General features: G+C 71.6%; 8 protein-coding genes and 2 pseudogenes. 3 read left to right on the forward strand and 7 right to left on the reverse strand.

From position 1 onward, the window contains the following. Positions 1 to 2 precede the first annotated feature (2 nt). The 6 genes and pseudogenes from ACFWOG_RS08925 to ACFWOG_RS08950 form a co-directional block, all read right to left on the reverse strand. Positions 3 to 491 carry a hypothetical protein gene (locus tag ACFWOG_RS08925; protein ID WP_329883897.1) on the reverse strand — a complete coding sequence of 163 codons (489 nt, stop codon included), beginning with the start codon at positions 489 to 491 and terminating at the stop codon, positions 3 to 5. Next, a complete protein-coding gene (locus ACFWOG_RS08930; protein ID WP_380356225.1) occupies positions 488 to 4,615 on the reverse strand; it encodes a discoidin domain-containing protein in 4,128 nt (1,375 codons plus the stop codon). Before ACFWOG_RS08930 ends, ACFWOG_RS08925 begins: the two co-directional genes overlap by 4 nt. Then, a complete protein-coding gene (locus ACFWOG_RS08935; RefSeq protein ID WP_380356228.1) occupies positions 4,612 to 6,882 on the reverse strand; it encodes a hypothetical protein in 2,271 nt (756 codons plus the stop codon). Before ACFWOG_RS08935 ends, ACFWOG_RS08930 begins: the two co-directional genes overlap by 4 nt. 7 nt (positions 6,883 to 6,889) lie before the next feature. Then, complete coding sequence (locus tag ACFWOG_RS08940; protein WP_380356231.1) at positions 6,890 to 11,218, reverse strand: DUF6603 domain-containing protein; 4,329 nt, start codon at positions 11,216 to 11,218, stop codon at positions 6,890 to 6,892. Between the two features lie 22 nt (positions 11,219 to 11,240). Then, entirely contained in the window at positions 11,241 to 12,491 is a 1,251-nt protein-coding gene (locus tag ACFWOG_RS08945; protein WP_329883902.1) for an MBL fold metallo-hydrolase, read from the reverse strand. Between the two features lie 553 nt (positions 12,492 to 13,044). Then, positions 13,045 to 13,176: pseudogene (locus ACFWOG_RS08950) on the reverse strand (nucleotide sugar dehydrogenase); the annotation flags it as partial. 31 nt (positions 13,177 to 13,207) lie between these two features. Between ACFWOG_RS08950 and ACFWOG_RS08955 the strand changes: the two are divergent. Continuing rightward, positions 13,208 to 13,981, forward strand: a complete 774-nt coding sequence (locus tag ACFWOG_RS08955) for a glycosyltransferase family 2 protein (protein WP_329883901.1) — start codon at positions 13,208 to 13,210, stop codon at positions 13,979 to 13,981. 59 nt (positions 13,982 to 14,040) lie between these two features. Here ACFWOG_RS08955 and ACFWOG_RS08960 read toward each other — a convergent pair. Further along, positions 14,041 to 14,393, reverse strand: a pseudogene (locus tag ACFWOG_RS08960) (transposase); the annotation flags it as partial. A gap of 11 nt (positions 14,394 to 14,404) precedes the next feature. Between ACFWOG_RS08960 and ACFWOG_RS08965 the strand changes: the two are divergent. Then, complete coding sequence (locus tag ACFWOG_RS08965) at positions 14,405 to 14,881, forward strand: hypothetical protein (RefSeq protein ID WP_380356235.1); 477 nt, start codon at positions 14,405 to 14,407, stop codon at positions 14,879 to 14,881. Between the two features lie 466 nt (positions 14,882 to 15,347). Beyond that, a complete protein-coding gene (locus ACFWOG_RS08970) occupies positions 15,348 to 16,397 on the forward strand; it encodes a lytic polysaccharide monooxygenase (protein ID WP_380356237.1) in 1,050 nt (349 codons plus the stop codon). The last annotated feature ends 107 nt before the right edge of the window (positions 16,398 to 16,504 follow it).

Below are 16,504 nucleotides of genomic sequence, written 5' to 3' on the forward strand. Positions count from 1 at the left end.
GGTCAGTTGGGCAGGGGTGTGCCGGTGAAGGCGGCGGTGCCGGCGCGGCGCTGCGGGCTGCTGTCGCCGAGCGCGGTGTTCTCGGTGATGCGGCACCGGGTGCCGAGCGGGGTGCTGATGTCGAGGGTGAGGGTGAGGGTCCAGGTTCCGTCGAAACGGGCGGGTTCGGCGGGGACCAGAGTGAGGGTGGTGACGGCCGGGTCGGTGGTGGTGGTCTCGACCAGCCACTGCCGGCCGTGGCCGGTGCCGCGGTCGAGTTCCAGTCGGGTGCGCAGGATGACGGGTTCTCCGGACGGCACGGATGCGTGCTCGGCGAGCGGGAGGCCGACGGAGATCCGCGCGCACCGCACCGGCCAGGCACTGCGGCCGTCCGGGTCGTCGCCGATGGTGAGGCGGACGCGGTCGAGGGCCACCTCTCCGGGCTGTGTGGCCGTCGCCGGGGTGTGCTCCAGGCGGTACGGGAGGAGGAGGGCCGGGTTGGGGCTGGTCACGACGCGGTTCCTTCCGGGGCCTGGGCAGGGGCGGGGGCCGGGGTGGTGCGGGTCCGTCCCGGGGCCGGCGGCTGGAGTTGGAGGTAGCCGGAGCGGGCGACGGGAAGGGGTGCGTCGGGGTGGGAGAGCTGGTCGGCGTTGTCAATGAGGTGCTCGTCCCAGTCGGGCAGCGGCAGGCCGGTCGCGGTGCCGTCCACGGGGATCGGTTCGGCCCAGGTCCAGTCGCCGTGCCAGGCTGCGGGGCGGGGCATGACGAGGAATTTGTCCGGCGGTTCGGCTTGCACGCCGAACTCGCGGACGGCGCAGGGTTCGGCGGCGGAGCTGGTGTGTCGCAGCCGCAGGAAGCGGGCGGTGAGCGGTGGTTCGGGAGTGTGGTGGATCTCGGTCACCCGGGTGTAGCCGCGCAGGACGGTCCACTGCTCGCCGTCGGTGGAGGCTTCCAGCTCGGTGGCTGTGGGGGTGCCGCTGCCGTCCGGGCGGCCGAGGAGGATGTCGACGGCTTCCACTCGCCGTTCGGTGTGCAGGTCGAGCCGGACCCAGTCACCTGCCGCCGGCGGTTCGCCGCTCTCGTGGGAGGTGGTCGGGTCGCCGTCCGTCATCGCCGAGACGGGGTGGCCGGGCCGGGCCTTGAGGGAGGCGGCCGCCACCGGGGGGCCGAACCGGTCGGGTGCGAGCAGGGGGTTGAGGCGGAAGGAGGCGCGGATGCGGGCCAGGGCCCGGTGGGTGGTGTCCGCGTCCACGGTGACGTCGGCGACGGGGAGGATGTCGGTGGTGGCGTGGACGGCGGTGTGCGGGCAGGCGAGCAGGGTGAGGTGGTGGGTGGCGGGGCGGTCGGCGGGCCGGGCGGGAAGGGTGAGGTGGGCGCCGGTGTCGATGGCCGTCACGTAGCCGTTCGACGGGCCGTTCGGGTCGACGGCGTGGAAGCGGTGGTAGCGGGTGCGCTGGTCGTGGTCGTCGGCGGCGAAGTAGCCGATGAGGCCGTCGGACAGCCGGTCGGGGTCGCCGAGGCGCACGGTCCAGCGGTAGTCGGGGTAGTTCCGGTGGTCGGGATAGTCACTCGGGTCGGGGTAGTCCTCGTCCGGCCGGACGAGCGCGCGCTTCCAGCTGGGGTCGGTCAGCGGCTCGCCCATCAGGTCCAGGTTGAGGCGGGTGCGGATGAGGGCGATGGGGCGGCCGATCAGCCGTGCCGGGGAGCGGTCCTCGTCGGGTGAGGGTTCGAGGATGTGGTCGAGCGCGGTGTCGATCGTCTTGGCCAGTGCCTCGAAGGCTTCCGGCTCGTGGCCGAGCAGGCCGCGGGCGAAGGCTGCGACATGCGGGTAGGCGGCGGCGAAGTCGTCGTCCTCCGGGTGGCGGTAGGGAGCGTGCGGGAGCGTGTTCCAGGCTGTCGTGCGGGTGTTCCGGACGTCGCGGACCACGCGCAGTTCGCCGAGGGGTTCTCCGTCGGGGCCGTAGACCAGCAGTGTCCGGTCGAGATGATTGACCAGCAGCCAGCCGGCCACGGGTGCGTCGGCGCCCGGGAGTTGTGTGGTGTCAACGGTTTCGGCCGCCTCGGCGGGTGGCTGGTCGGCGCGCAGTGGCACGGCGTCCAGGCGTACCCGGGCCGGTTGGACGAGCCGGGGCGGTAGCTGTACGAAGCGCTGCGGGCCGGGCGGGTTCGGGAACAGGTCGTGGTCCGGTACGACGCTGTCCGCGCGGATCAGGGGGAACTGGACGGGTTGGGTGTCGACCGGCTGCACCAGCGAGCACACGCGTCCGAAGCGGTCGATGATGATCAGCTCGATGAAGTGGAACTGGCCGGCCCGCACGGGCTGGAAGCGTTGCGTGCCGTGGCCTTCCGCGCCGTCGGGGACGTGGTTGGTCTCGCCCGCCAGGGCCAGGATCGAGTGGTCGGTAACGGCCTGGGCGGCGCCGTCCTGCTGGATGAGCCAATCGTGGAAGCCGTCGAGGGTCTGGGAGAGCACGTCGATGCCCTCCAGTTCCTCGCGCATGGCGCGCAGTTGACGGGCGAGCTGCGGCGGGGCGTGCTCGGCGAGCCTGCGGGCCTGCTCGCGCAGCACGAAGCGGGTGGAGGGCGTGACGAAGGCACGCCCACCGAACGCGTTCCACCGCCGTCCGCCGTCACCGTCGCCAGAGGCCGCACCCCTGCCCGTCCAGCGGTAGCGGTAGCGGTCGGGTTCGGGATCGCCGTCCTCACCGAGGCCGTATTCCCAGTTGGGGGCGGCGTCCTGGCTCTGGTACGGGGTGGCGCAGTGTTTGATCTCCCACTGGAGGTAGAGCGGGAGCCAGGGCTGGCGCCATACCTGGCTGTACTCGGGCCACGGACCTTGGGAGTTGGCGGCCGGGTCGGCGACGACGGCGTGCAGCGCGGTGTCGGCGCCGACGGCGGCCGGGGTGCGCACGGCCTGGTCGAGCAGGGCGAACTCGGCGACCACCGCCTCGATGATGCCCGGGACTTCGGGCGTGTTGGCGGGCAGCTGCGGGTTGGCCGGGACGCCGACCCAGCCATTGTTGATCTTCACCCGGGTGAGCAGCGCGGAGGGCAGGCGGCAAGGCAGCGGGTCGTCCTCGTCGCGGCCGAGCGGCTGCGAGGTGCCCGAGCCGGTCAGGGCGAGGACGGGGTCGGCGGGGCGGTGGTAGCTCTGCCGGGGCGTGCGCTTCAGCTCCAGCTCGTCGGCCAGCTCCAGCTTGTTGTCCGCGGGGTAGCGGTCGATCGCGGCCTGGACCTCTTCGGGGGTGAGACCGTGCGGGACCTTCCCGCTCAGCCGTTCGACCTCCGCTTCGAGTTCTGTCACCCGCGTGCCGGCCTCGTGGATCCGCTGGTCCCAGGCTTGCTCGTCGAAGGTGTAGTCGAGGGGGCGGCGGTTTTCGGGGAGGCGGCGCAGCCACCACAGCGTCCACAGCCGCCATTGTGCGGAGGCGAGCCGGTGCTTGGCCTGGTCGTGGTCGTCCTGGTCGCGGTTGAGGGCGGTGATCCAGTCCGGCCGGTCGGGTGGTGGGGCCTGGGTGTCGGCCTGGTCGCTCGGCCGGTTGACGACCCGCCAGGTGGCACCGCCGTCGTGGCCGCTGAACCAGGACCGGCGGGTGATCTCGTCGAGGGAGACCTGCCAGTCGGGGCCGTCGAGCTCGTCGGGGTTGCCGTGGAACAGGGCGCGGACCTGGTCGGCAAGGTCGGTGCCGCCGGTCTGGTGGTCGGCGAGGGCGGCGACGGCGTCGGCGGTGCTGTGGCCGATCGCGACCTTGACGTCCTGGGTCTCGGGGCGGTCGGAGGCGTGGTGTCCGCCGTCGCGGTTCCACGGGATGCCGAGGGCGGTGCCGACGTACCGGGTCCGGGTGATCGTGTTCGGCATGTCGTCGGGGGCGGCCCAGCCCAGGGCCCGCAGCACGTCGGCCGGACTGTCGGGGTCGGCGTCGGGGGGCAGCAGGCCCTCGATGTCGCGCGCGGTGGTGAGGATGTCGGCATCGTCCCGGCTGTACCAGCCGATCACGCAGTAGCTGACGGTGCACGGCGGCGGGTAGTTGTCGTTGGCCTTGAGGTCGGCGAGGGTGTCGTGGAAGAGGAAGACGTTCTCGTGGTAGGGGGCGAAGGCGGCGAAGGCGGGAAGTCCGCTGCCGATCGCGGTGAGAAACAGCTGCGGGCGGGCGGGCGGCTCGCGCCAGGGACCGTCACTCAGCTTGTGGACGCGGCCGATGTAGTCGTGGCGCGGCGCTTCCTTGGGGGAGGCCGGGTCGACGAACGGGGTGAAGGCCGACTCTTCGGGCCCGCCGTCGGCCTTCTCCAGGTAGTCGCTGTGGATCAGGAACCCGGCGGCCTTCAGCTCGCCGCGCACCTGGGCGTAGCGCACCACGAGCCAGCGGTTGGGCACCCACGGGAAGGTGCTGACGCCGGTGGCGGGGTCGATCGCTCCGGTGGTCAGGGCTTCGGGCAGCTGCCACTGCACGTGGATGCCCTCGCCGGGGTTGCCCTCGGAGTGCTGGATGGGCGGTTCGGCGTTGCTGCGGTGGTCCTTGGAGAACGTCCACGGGTACTTGGGGGTCCAGCGTCGGAAGTCGTCGTACGCGGCCACGTCGCGGGTGGCCAGCAGCGCGTGGACCTCGACGGGGACGATCAGGTCGGTGTCGGTCATCGGGCGCTCTCCTGGCCGGGCGTCGCATCGAGGGTCAGGCGTTGTTCGACGGGGGCGTTGACGAGTTGCAGGGCGAATTCGCCGGGTGCGAGGTCGTCGAGGTCCGGGTCGAGGTCGGCGGCGAGCGCGGGGACGAGGCCCCGGTCGCCGCGCAGGGCGAGAACGTCCGGCGCACCGCCCCCGTCGGGCAGCCGCAGGTGGCGGGTGAGCAGGCCGCCCGCGGCGGGGTAGTCGCGGCGCAGCGGGTGGCCGAGGTCGGGCCCGGGCCGGTGCTCACGCAGGTTGATGACGCTGTTGTCGCCTGCGGCGTCGTTGCTGTCGATGCCGAAGTGGATGCCTTGGCCGGGCTCGCGGATGACGATCTCGTCGGGCAGGGCGTCCAGGAGCAGCAGCAGCGTGTCGGGGGCGAGGTGGTCGCGGCGCAGTTCGGCGACGTTCGCTCCGCCGGTGGTGGTGAGGATGTCGAACACCGGCCAGGCCTCGACGAGTTCGGAGCGGATCAGCAGCCCGGCCCGGCCGGTTTCCGCTGTGCGGACGCGGGTGCGGCGGCGGTCGACGGCGGCGGTGAGCGCCGTGTCGACGAGTGCGTCCAGCGAGGTGTGGACGCCGACGTCGCGGGCTCCGGCGAGCAGTGCCTCGATCCAGTTCTCGTCGATGCGGAACAGCCGGATCGACTCCGGGGGGAGCATCGCGGGGTTGGGCACCAGGTAGTTGAACGGCACCCGGCGGAGCAGCGTCAGTTCGTCCAGCCAGGCCGGCAGGGTCCGGGTGTGTCGTTCGGCGGTGGCCTGTAGGGCCGCGGCCTTGGGTCCGGTCGCGAGTACGGCGCGGGCGCTCTGCCGGGTGACGCGGGTGCGGCGGGCCGATGCCGGGGCCCGGTCGTGCGGGGCGAGGGGGCGGGTGAACGCGTCGAGGAGACCCGACGCGAAACCGGGAGCGGCCAACTCCCGTAGAGTCCGCCCGTCCAGGTCGGCGGGGTCGGCGGCGGCGAGCGCCGGGCCGGCGGTGGCCAGGGCCATCATCGTCGCCGCGGTGTTGGCCAGTTCGCGCCGCGCGCGGGTGATCTCCTCGCTGTAGTCGGGGTCACTCAGCGCCAGGGTGCGGCCGAGTGTCCAGGCGGCGGCGTAGGAGACGTCGAACAGTCCGTGCTCCGGCTCGTAGATCAGGGCGTGGTCAGCCGTGCTCTTCGGGGTGTCGCGGGCGAAGTCACGGGTCTCGGCGGCGATCACGGGGACGAACGGGCCGCGGTACCAGCCGTAGGTGGTCTCCCCCGACAGCAGCCGGTACGGCAGCGGGGTGTAGCCCAGGTGCAGGCGGCGCTCGGCATACCGCTCGGCGTCCGGCGTGGACCGGGCCGCGGTGTCCGTGCTGGGGCGCAGGCGAAGTGCCAGGTTCTCCCGCCCCCCTTCCTCGCGGGCCGGTGCGACGAGGTCGCTCAGCAGGGCTGCGGCGTCGCGGGTGCCGGCCGGGTCACTGGTGAACGTCCAGGAGTGCAGCACGCACAGCCGCACGGACCTTACGCTCGCGCCCAGTTGGCCGGGGTCGAGCTTGCCGTTGAAGCCTTCCAGGGAGACCAGGTGCGCGGTGTAGGTGCCGGGCTGTCGGGGGAGGCGGTTGGCCGCCAGGACGGCGTACTGGCCCTCGGTCAGGATCTCGCCGTCGTCGCGCCGTTGCGGTCGGGTGGAGACGTCCCGGACGTGGGCGAGGTAGTTCAGTTCCTCCTCACGCGGCACCAGCGCGGTGAACAGCCCGGCCGGGACGTCGATGCTCTGGCAGCGGCTTGCCTCGATGGCCGGGGTGATGCCTTCGTTGCTGAGGTCGGGCCCGAGGATGCCGCCGCCGGGGCGGCGCAGTTCGGCGACGGTGCGGGTGGTGGTCCGGCCCAAACCCTCCGGGTCGTCGGGCAGTTCACCCGCACGGAACACCATCAGCGCCAGCCACGGGGCCTGTTCGGGCACCGCGCGGGCTTTCAGCAGCCGCTCCCAGGGCAGGATGGAGCGGTCCAGGGTGATGTGCGGCAGGGTGCGGCCGAAGTCGCCGGCGGCGCCCTCGGCCGGGTAGTGGGCGTGCACGGACGAGGGGTCGAGGACGAACCGGACCGCGCGGATCTCGAACTGCTGTGTGGTGGCGGGGATGGCCGGGTTCACGTCGACCCGGTTGCCGTCCTTGGTCAGGTGGTGCTCCGCCGTGAGCGTGTAGACGCCGGCGGCGGCAAGCGGGCGACGGTAGTCGTGGAAGGCGACGCGGAGGTCTTCGGTACCGCTCAACGTCGGTTCACCTCTCGGCTGTGGTGGTCATGGGCGCGTTGGTGAACGTGGTCTTCGCGAGGTCCGCGTAGCGGGTCAGCGGCTCGTCGGTGCCGGGGGCGAGGCCGAGGCCGGCCAGGGCGGCGTGCACCGAGGCGCGGCGGGCGGCGGTGGTCCGCGCGGCGATGCCGCGGTCGGGGTCGACGATGGCGCCGATGCTGCCCTCGCCCTCGTCGTCCGGGACGGACGGCGGCCCCTCCGGCGCCGAGCCCAGCAACGGGATCGGCGCATCCGGCAGCCCGTCGGCCTCCAGCGCCTCCGCGTCCACCCAGCCGACCGCGGGAGCCAGTTCGGGCTTAGGGATCTCGAAGGTGATGCCGGCCAGGCAGCCGCTGAGGAGCCCGTCACCGTCCAGCACGTCGCCGGGCTTTCCCAGCGGCGCACCCCACATCGCCTTGGGCATGTCCTGCCGGTGGACGGCCACGCCCCATCCGGTGGGGGTGTAGACGCTGTCGAACCGCTTCAGGGTGACGTGGTGATCGGAGACCACGCCCTGTCCCTTCGGCCCCATCGGCCGGATGTCGATGGTGTCGTCCTCGGTCCCGGCGAACGGCCGGCCGTTGAGGAGGATGCGGCCGGCGGGGACGGCGGCCTCGGTGCGCACGGCGAATCCGTCCATGGAGACCAGCAGGGGCTCCCCCGCTGCGGACCGGATCGCGGTCTCCTCGGGGTCGACGTCGACCAGCAGCCCGCGCAGTGGGGCGATCGACAGCGGGGCGGGCAGCTGGACGCTGAACTCCCCCCACTCGATCGGCGGTACGCCGTCCCGGCCGGTGCCGAACTCGACGGTGAAGCTGATGAACCAGACCTTGATCCTGGCCCGGCCGCCGATCGGCGGCCCCCACAGGTCCAGCGACACCCCGACTTCCAGGGAGACCCGGACCCGGATGAACAGCACCTTGACGGTGGCCGCAACCCCGATGCTCAGGCCCATCGACAGGTCGAAGTAGAACGGCTTCCACTGCACCAGCGCGTCCAGCCAGGCAGTGAACCACGCCTGGAGCTGGATGCCGTGTCCCTTGTCGTAGTTCGCGGACAGCTCGCCGCCGGCCATGAACGCGCCGTCGGTGAGCGCCGCGTACACCTGGCCGCGGATCGCCACCGGGCCGATCGCCCACCGCCACCCCACGCGCGGCGGGTCGGGGTAGTACGCGGGCCGCCTGAAACGGGGGTGGTAGCCGCCCAGGGTGAACACGAAGCCCTTGCCGCCCCCGACGGCGGTGCGGTCCTGGCCCCAGACGTAGAAGGACAGGCCACCGGTCAGCTCGGCCGCCGGGTCGATGACGTACGAGCCGGGCGCGATGACCGCGTCCATCGAGAACAGGCCCTGGTCGTGGTGGTAGCCGATGGCCAGGTCGATGACGAGCCGGGCGATCGGCTTCCTGGCGGCCTTGCTGCGCGGCAGGTCGACGGTGGTGCGGCCGATCAGCAGAACCTTCCAGGACTGGCCGCCCTCGACCAGCAGCAGCGCGCGGGAGCGGATGAATTCGAACGAGCTGAACTCGATCCCGCCCGCGCCCCAGTACTGGCCCTCGCGCGGGGTGATCCAGCCGCCGGGGCCGGCGAGCTTCTCCAGCACCTTCTCCGGGGTGTCGCCGCTGCCGCTGCCGTCCAGCCGGTTCACCAGCGGGAACTCGCCGACCTGGTCGATCCGGGGTGTGCGGACCGTGCTGTTGACACCGAAGCCGAGCGAGAGGGCGATCACCCGGAACGGGGGCGGGCCGAACAGCCCGCGCTCGCCGCCGGAGATCTCGCCGAAGAGGAACATCGACGACCAGCCGTCCACGGCCTTGGCGTACGACCCGGCGGCGTTCAGGGCGAAGAACCCGGTCTCCACCGAGGCGAGCCCGACGAACTGCTCCTTGAGCCCCGGGGCGACCTCCGAGCCGGTACGGCGCTCGACCATGCCGCTGATCCTCAGTGGCGGCCTGTCCACCTGTACGCCCGCCCCGCGCAATCGGGGCGAGACGCTCAACTCCCCGTCGATTCCGAGCCCGAGACCCATCAGGACCAGCCGGACCGGGCCCACCGACAGGACCGCGTCCAGCGCGACGAAGATCTGCCCGTCCGCGAGGCCGACGCCGATCCGCGAGATTCGCAGCGCCCCGAAGGTCAGGCCGAGGTCACGTGACGACGTGTCGTCCGAAGCAGCGTGCACGGTGACCTGGCCCCGGGAGGCGGCCACGAGTGTGCCGCCGGACCCTGTGGTGATCGGCAGGAGCAGCGGCTCCTGCGGCACCCCGCCGATACCCAGCTCGATCTGGACGGCGAGGCCGGGCCCGGCCGTCGTACCGGCGGCGAAGCGCGGCAGCCGGCGCCCCGCCACGGAGTCGATCCGGTTCAGCGCGTCGTTGACCGCGACGGCCTGGGCCGCGGTCCACCCGGTCGGCGTCGAGGTGAAGGCGACACCGTCGATGACGAGGTCCGCACCGGGCGGAATCGCCTCGCCGACCAACGGCAGATCCGAGACGCGCGCCCCGAGCCGGGCCCGCACCGCGGCCGCGTCGACCCGGGGGGCACCGGCGCCGGTACCGGGACGGCTGACGTAGGCCCATCCGGTGCGCTCGGTCGAAGCCGTCAGCAGCACCTGACCCGTCACGGAGTCGTACCGCACCGACAGCGCGGTGAGCACCGGCCGCAACACCTCGGGCAGCTCGGGCAGCTCGACGCCGAGCGCGGCCACCAGGTCGGTCAGCGCGATGCCTTCGTCCGCGTTCCACATCGCGGTGATCGTCGACCCGGTGGCATCCTCGCGATAGTCGACGCCGAAGTCCAGCGCGCGCAAGCCACCGTGCCCGTCCGGGACCTGCACCGTGAGCGTCCCCGAGACTGTCCTGTCGTAGCCGCCCGATGCCCTGTGCGACAGACGGACGGCCAGGGCGAGCACGGCGTCGGCGTCGCCGAGCGGGAATTCACAGGAGCAGACCAGGTCGAACTCCCGGCCGCCGCTGTCGAACGACACCCTGGTCTCGCGGACGGTCAGGTCGGCGAGCAGTGCGGGCGGTGCCACGCCGAACAGGTCGAACAGGTCGGCGGGGACCACGTCCCTGGCGATGCCGGTGAACTGCCACCCTCCGTCGTCGTAGCCGGCCTCGACGCTCAGCACGGACCGGCCCAGAGCGGCCTCCGCGAACAGCCGGGCGGCCGGGCGGCCGGTTCCGGTGCTCCGGACGGACAGGGTGATACCGGTGAGGGCGAAGACGTCCCCGATGCTCCAGGGGCCCGCGAGGTCCAACTCGGCGCTGTAGTCCTTGGACCTCGCGTTGACCCACGCGCTGAAGGCCTCGACCTCCCCGAGGGGGACCTCGACACCGGGCAGGAACACGGCGAGGGCGTCGGTGAGCGGGAGCGGCCGGAGCAGCTCGGCCGTGAGATCGAGTTCCGGCACGGAGACCGACACCCCCACGAAGGCCTCGCCGATGCGCAGGACGCCGCCGAGCCGGGCACGCACGCTCGCCCCGGCGGTGCGCGGGGACCCGACGCCGAACTCGACGTCGATCTCCTCGATCTCGAACACACCGGGGATCAGCGGCCAGCGGGCGGGGATGTTCACCCGCGCCGAGGCGGCCAGCACGGGGTCCAGCCCTGCCGCCGCGCGATGGACGTCGGGGGTGAAGACGACGCTCAGACCGGCGAGTTCGACCGTGGCCGGGAGCGGGAGGCCGGGCAGGGCGGGCAACGAGAAGCGCTCGGAGGATGCTCCCGGCACGAGTTGGCCGAGGTCGCCCAGGGCGGAGAAGGTCACTCCGGAGAATTCGCCGTTCAGGGTGTACGTGCTGGCGGCCGGCCCCTCCTGGACCAGGGTCCGAAGCCTCAGCGCCACTCCCCCGGCGGCGAACGGCAGATCGCCGCCCACGGTCGCGACCGTGGACACCACGTCGCCGGCGCCGGGTTCGGCCGACAGCACCAGCAGCAGCCGTTCGAACCCGTACTCGCGCAGGAAGCCGGCTTCGAGCCGCAGGTACGGCAGGTCGACCTTCCACTCGCCCGGGTCCGGGGCGGTGGTCAGGGTGACGTCGAGGGTCAGGCCGGTCACGACCGGGGGTGACGCCGTCGCGTTCGCCGAGAAGGTGACCGTCACCGCGGCTCCCGGAGAAAGACCGGGGACCGCGACCGCTCCGGAGAGCGTGAGGTGTTCCGGGTCGGCGGCGGTCACCCCGGTCACGGAGAGGGGGCCGCCCAGGTGGGTGCCGAAGAGCTCCTCCGTCCCCGGCACGGCCAGTTCCTCCGCCGTCAGCCGGAACTCGCCTCCGACCACGGGGAACCTGCGCCGGAGTTCCTCTGTTGTCAGCGCCATGATGTGTCCCCTCGCTGGTCCGTCAGTAGTCGATCAGGACGTTGCCGGCGGCATCGAGCGTCAGGTGCCAGGTACCGCAGATGAAGCGCTCGTCGTCCGGCATCGTGTCCGTCCAGAGCGGGTTCACCATCAACTGCGAGGTGAAGATCGACTGGTCGGTGAAGTCGGGGACGAACGACTTGTACGCGGGGCGGTCGTCGAAGTAGGTGTACTCGTGGGAGTCGGCCGGCTGGACGGCACCGGACCACAGCTTGACCTGTTCCAGGTGGCTGATCTTGGGGATGCCCGAGCCGTTGAACGCCTTGGTGCCCGAACTGACCGTGAGTCGCTGCGGTTTGAGCAGCCTGACCCACTTCTCGCGGGAGGAGGTGTCGCTGCCGTGATGCCCCATCTTGAGCGTGATGTTGGCCGAGGGGAGCTGGGGCGCCCAGGCGCCGAGAATGAACTCCTCGGTGAGTACCGTCGCGTCCCCCATGAGCATCATGACCGCCTTCTTGTAGACCAGCGCCAGCACCGCGCTGTCCGGGTTCGGGTCATAGCGGCCCAGCTCCTTCTGCAGCCGCACCTTCTCGTGCGGATCCGTCGACGCGGCCAGGACCTGCTGCCACTTGGCGTGCCGCGTCGCGTAGGAGCCGGAGGCATTGGCGGCCACGACGTAGAGCCCGTCGTCGCCGCCGAGTGGAACGACCGGCCGCCCGTACTGCCACGGGGTGCTCGCACCACCACCGGCCGCAGGACCGCTGAAGGCCAGGGAGTTGGCCAGCGGCTTCGCCCCCTTGGCCTTCAACCAGGCGTAGGTCGCATCGGCCTTGACCGCACCGAAGGAGTCCCGACCGTTCTTGTAGTCCTCCAGCACCCCGGTGAAGTAGCTGTCCTTGACCGTGAACCCGTCGAGCGCCCGCACCAGGAGGTTGTAGTGGTCCTCGTCGGCGTGTGTGATGAACAGGTAGTCGATCGTCTTCTTCGGCACGTACGTGGTGAGGAGGTGCTTGACGTTGGTGAGCGCGTCCACGACCCGCTCCGGCGGTCCGGGAATCAGGCACTTCGCACCCTTGGTGGAGCCGCAGTCGATCAGCACCACCTCGCCGGTGCCGTGTGGCGGGTCCGGAAAGACGATCAAGGTACAGTCCCCCTGGCCGACGCCGACGAAGATCACCCTCGCGTGGGGAACGGGCGGAACAGGAATTGCCATCGCAGACTCCAGGTCTCGGGTGTGCAGGGCAGGGCAGTACCGCGTACCGGTCGAGTGGCGGGTCTCATTCGCCCGCCGCATCCGCGACGAACTCAGCGTCGGCCGAGCCGTCCGCCCACCCCGCGACAGCCCGGCCGGCCGGCGCCAGCCCGTCCCGCCGAACCCAGGCCCCCTGGAGAACCAGCTCCTTGCCGGACCCCAACAGCGCGCACAGCCAAGGAAGTTCGAACAGATCTGGGGCCAGCACGAAGGGTCCTCCGAGCCGGAAGGCCGACGAACGGATCCGCAACGGACACGGACATGAGACACACTCCCTCGCTACCGACACGAGTGACGCTGCTGGAAGCACCCGGCCGACGGAGCAGACCGGGCCAGGACTCACCACACCGGGCACCGAGCAGCAGGCATCGACCCGTCGCCATCGGGACCGCCCGCCTGACAGGAACCGATCACATCACAGCCAGTGATCAAATGGTGCCTCAATGCGATATTTCGCCACCCGTGTGGCCAAATTCGGCATGGCCCGCCCCAGGGCCGACGGCGCCGCAGCCCGACCCGGAGCACCGAACCGGGGCAGCGAGCGTCCAGAGCCGACCGCCTGGCGACCGCAGCAGAACCGAGCACGGAACCCGTCGGACTCACCGGTGGCGAGCTGCTTGATACGGTGCTGGTCCACGTCGTGGCCGACGACGCGGTGGCCCACCTCGGCGGCGCGCACCGCGAGCGGCCGCCCGACGCAGCCCCGACCGGCGACGACAACGTCCATGACGACTCCGATTCGAGTGAGGAGCACTGCCGTGCCCCTGGTTTCCGTGGTGATGCCGGTCCACAACTCGGCGGCCACCCTCGGCGCGTCGGTGCGCTCGGTGCTCGCCCAGAGCCACGCCGACGTGGAACTGCTGGTCACCGACGATGCCTCCGGCGACGGCTCCATGGACCTGCTGCGGGACCTGGCCCGCGAGGACGAACGGGTGCTCCCCGAGGCGGCGCCCGAGCAGGGCGGCGCCGCCCGTGCCCGCAACCTCGCCCTGGCGCGGGCACGCGGGGAGTTCGTGGCCTTCCTCGACAGCGACGACATGTGGCTGCCACGGAAGCTTGAGCGGCAGATCGAGTTCGCCGCCGCCGGTGACGCGCCGTTGACGTTCACCTCGTACTTCAAGGTCGACGGCGACTACGAGGGCGAGGCCCGGGACTTCGTTCCGAACGGCCGGGTCATCAAGGCGCGCGAGCGCGTGACGTACCGGGACATGCTGGTGCAGGACCACATCGGGGCCCTGACCGCCATGTACTCCCGCACCGTGCTCGGCACGAGGCTGATGCCGGACATGCCCAAGCGGCAGGACTACGCGCTGTGGCTGGACATCATGCGGGACGGACACCACGCCCGGGGCCTGCAGGAGCCGCTGGCGGTATACCGGGCCGGGCGGGCGGGGTCGCTGTCCTCCAACAAGCTCGACCTGGTCGAGCACAACTGGCGGCTGTACCGGGAGCACGAAGGGCTGGGGCTGGTCCGGTCGACCCGGGCTCTGGCCGGCGCGGCATGGCACTCGGTGCGGAAGTCCCACATCTGAAGCCCGTCCCGTAAGTGATCCTGGGGGCAGTGTGGACGCGGGTGCCGCGGGCGCGGCTGTCCGGTGGGGGCGAGGTTGTGCAGGCGGGCGACGCCGAGCACGGCGTAGTGGACGCCGTCGCCTTTCAGGCGGAAGTCGCGGAGGACCTCCAGCTCTTCGTACGGGCGAAGGCGTGTTCGACGCGAGCCCGAACTCGCTTGTGTGAGCGGTTGTGTTCCTCCTTCCAGGCCGGGAGTCCCTTGCCTCTGGCGCGGCGGTGCGGGATGACGAGTCCGGTACCCTGGCAGCCGCCGTCGGCAATGGTCGTGGTGTGACCGACGGTGGCCTTGGCGCCGGACTCCTCCCGGCCACGGGAGTCATGACGGTTACCCGGCCCGGGCCGGCCGACGATCACGACCGCCCGGGTGTCTAACTCGTCAAGCAGTGGCGGCGAGCGGCTGTGTAGCCTGTCGTCAGTTCGAACTGATCGGGGGCCGGGAATTGGGCGCTGAACAAGGGCATGCGGGGGTCGAGCTCCCCGAGGGGTCCTGGTGGGACTGGGACGTTGTCGCCTGGGACCACGGGCAGTTCCGGCTCGCTGCGGATTACGACCTCACCTATCACCACGGTCTGGAACTGGTCTTCGGCGATCCGCTCTTCGTCAGCTGCCCGGCGACATTCCAAGATCCTCTCTTTCGCGCCCCCACGTCCGAGGAACTGGCGGCAGTCACCGGTCTGCTTGGTGGAAGACCGCCCGTCCTCGTTGCCTTCGAGGCGGACGCCGGCGGGCCGGACCCGGTCTCGTGCCTCGTCGCTGCGAATCGCCTGGACATCGTGCAGGAGACCGTTCTGAGGTACTGGCGCGAGGACACGGCTCCCGGCCAGCGATTCGCTTCATGGGTTCGCCATCCCGGTCCGTGAAGGTCAGGCGGCCATGGGGTTCAACTCGCCCTGCGGGGCGGGGAAGGCCAGGGCCTCCTCGTAGTAACCGAGAGGGTTGTGGCTGCGGATGGTGCCGTCAGGCAGCACCCATTCCCGATTCTAGGACTGATGAGATACTCAGCTTTCAGTGGTTCATTCTTATCGGGCGTGGCGGTCGAGCAGAGATAGATGCCGCTCATTGGTCTTCAGAGTGCCAAGTGGCGGCTCACCCTGGAAGGCATAGAATTTCCCGTCCTCTTTCGACCCGCTCTCGAATGCCGGAGTCAACCTCAGCCCGCCGTGACCGCGGGTGCCGCCGGCCCTCCGTACGCTTCCCGCGCCCGTGCCTCAAAGGCTCCTTAAGCGGCCCCTAACCGAGCTGGTCAACCCCCGGCAGGGCCGTCGACAGCGGCTAGCGTGAGCGGCACCCTCACCTGCCGGCTCCCTCCGAAGGGGTTCCCCCACCATGCCCGTGCGCAACCGCCGTCTCTCCACAGCAGCCCTCGTCCTCGCCACCGCCGGACTGACCGGTGTCCTCGGAGGCGGCACCGCCGCCGCGCACGGCTCGATGCAAAACCCGCTCAGCCGGGTCGAGGGCTGCTTCCTGGAAGGTGCCGAGAACCCGAAGTCGGCCGCCTGCAAGGCCGCCGTCGCGACCGGTGGCAAGGCCGCGCTGTACGACTGGATGAGCCTGCGGATCGGCGACGCGGCAGGCCGTCACCGTCAGCTGATCGCGGACGGCAAGCTGTGCAGCGCCGGCGACCCGGTCTACCAGGGCCTGGACCTGCCGCGCACCGACTGGCCCGCCACCAACCTGGTGTCCGGCACCGACTTCACCTTCCGCTACCGGGCCACCGCCCCGCACAAGGGCACCTTCCAGCTCTTCCTCACCAACGCGGGCTACGACCCGGCGAAGCCGCTGGCCTGGTCGAACCTGGAGGCGCAGCCCTTCCTCACGGTCACCGACCCCAAGCTGGTCGACGGCTCGTACATCCTGCCCGGCACGATCCCCGCCGGCCGCAGCGGCCGGCAGCTGATCTACGCGATCTGGCAGCGCTCGGACAGCCCGGAGGCGTTCTACTCCTGCTCGGACGTGGTCTTCGACGGCAGCGGCAACGCCCCCGGCATCGCGCCGGTGCCGACCGCGAACGGCACCAGCGGCGCCGACGCCCACCAGGGCGACCACGCCCACCCCGCCACCACCGCCCCTGCCCCGAAGACCTCGGCCCCGGCCGCCACCACCGCCCCGGCGGCTCCGACCACCCCGACCCCCGCCGCCCCGGTGTCCGCGACCACGGCCGGTTCCACTCCCACCGCGGTGGCGGCCGCTGTGCCGCCCACCACCGCCGCCGACGGGTCCGCGCCGGTCGCCGCCCCGGAGAGGCTCGCCCAGACCGGCTCCGACCGTTCGGCCGGCATCCTCGCCTCGATCGGCTCCGCCTTCCTGCTGGCCGGCGCAGTCGTCGTCGTCATCCGTTCCAAGCGTCGCCCCGGGGGTGCCCACGCCGCCCGCTGACCGCCGCAGTGCCCGGCGCGCGGCGTGGGCGCCCCGGGGGCAGCCCTCGTGATTGAGCGGGGCGTACGAGCCACGTGTCGCGTCCCTCCTCGCGTGCCCCGTTCCGC

The sequence above is a fragment of the Kitasatospora sp. NPDC058406 genome (genome assembly GCF_042722765.1).
Classification (GTDB): Bacteria; Actinomycetota; Actinomycetes; order Streptomycetales; family Streptomycetaceae; genus Kitasatospora.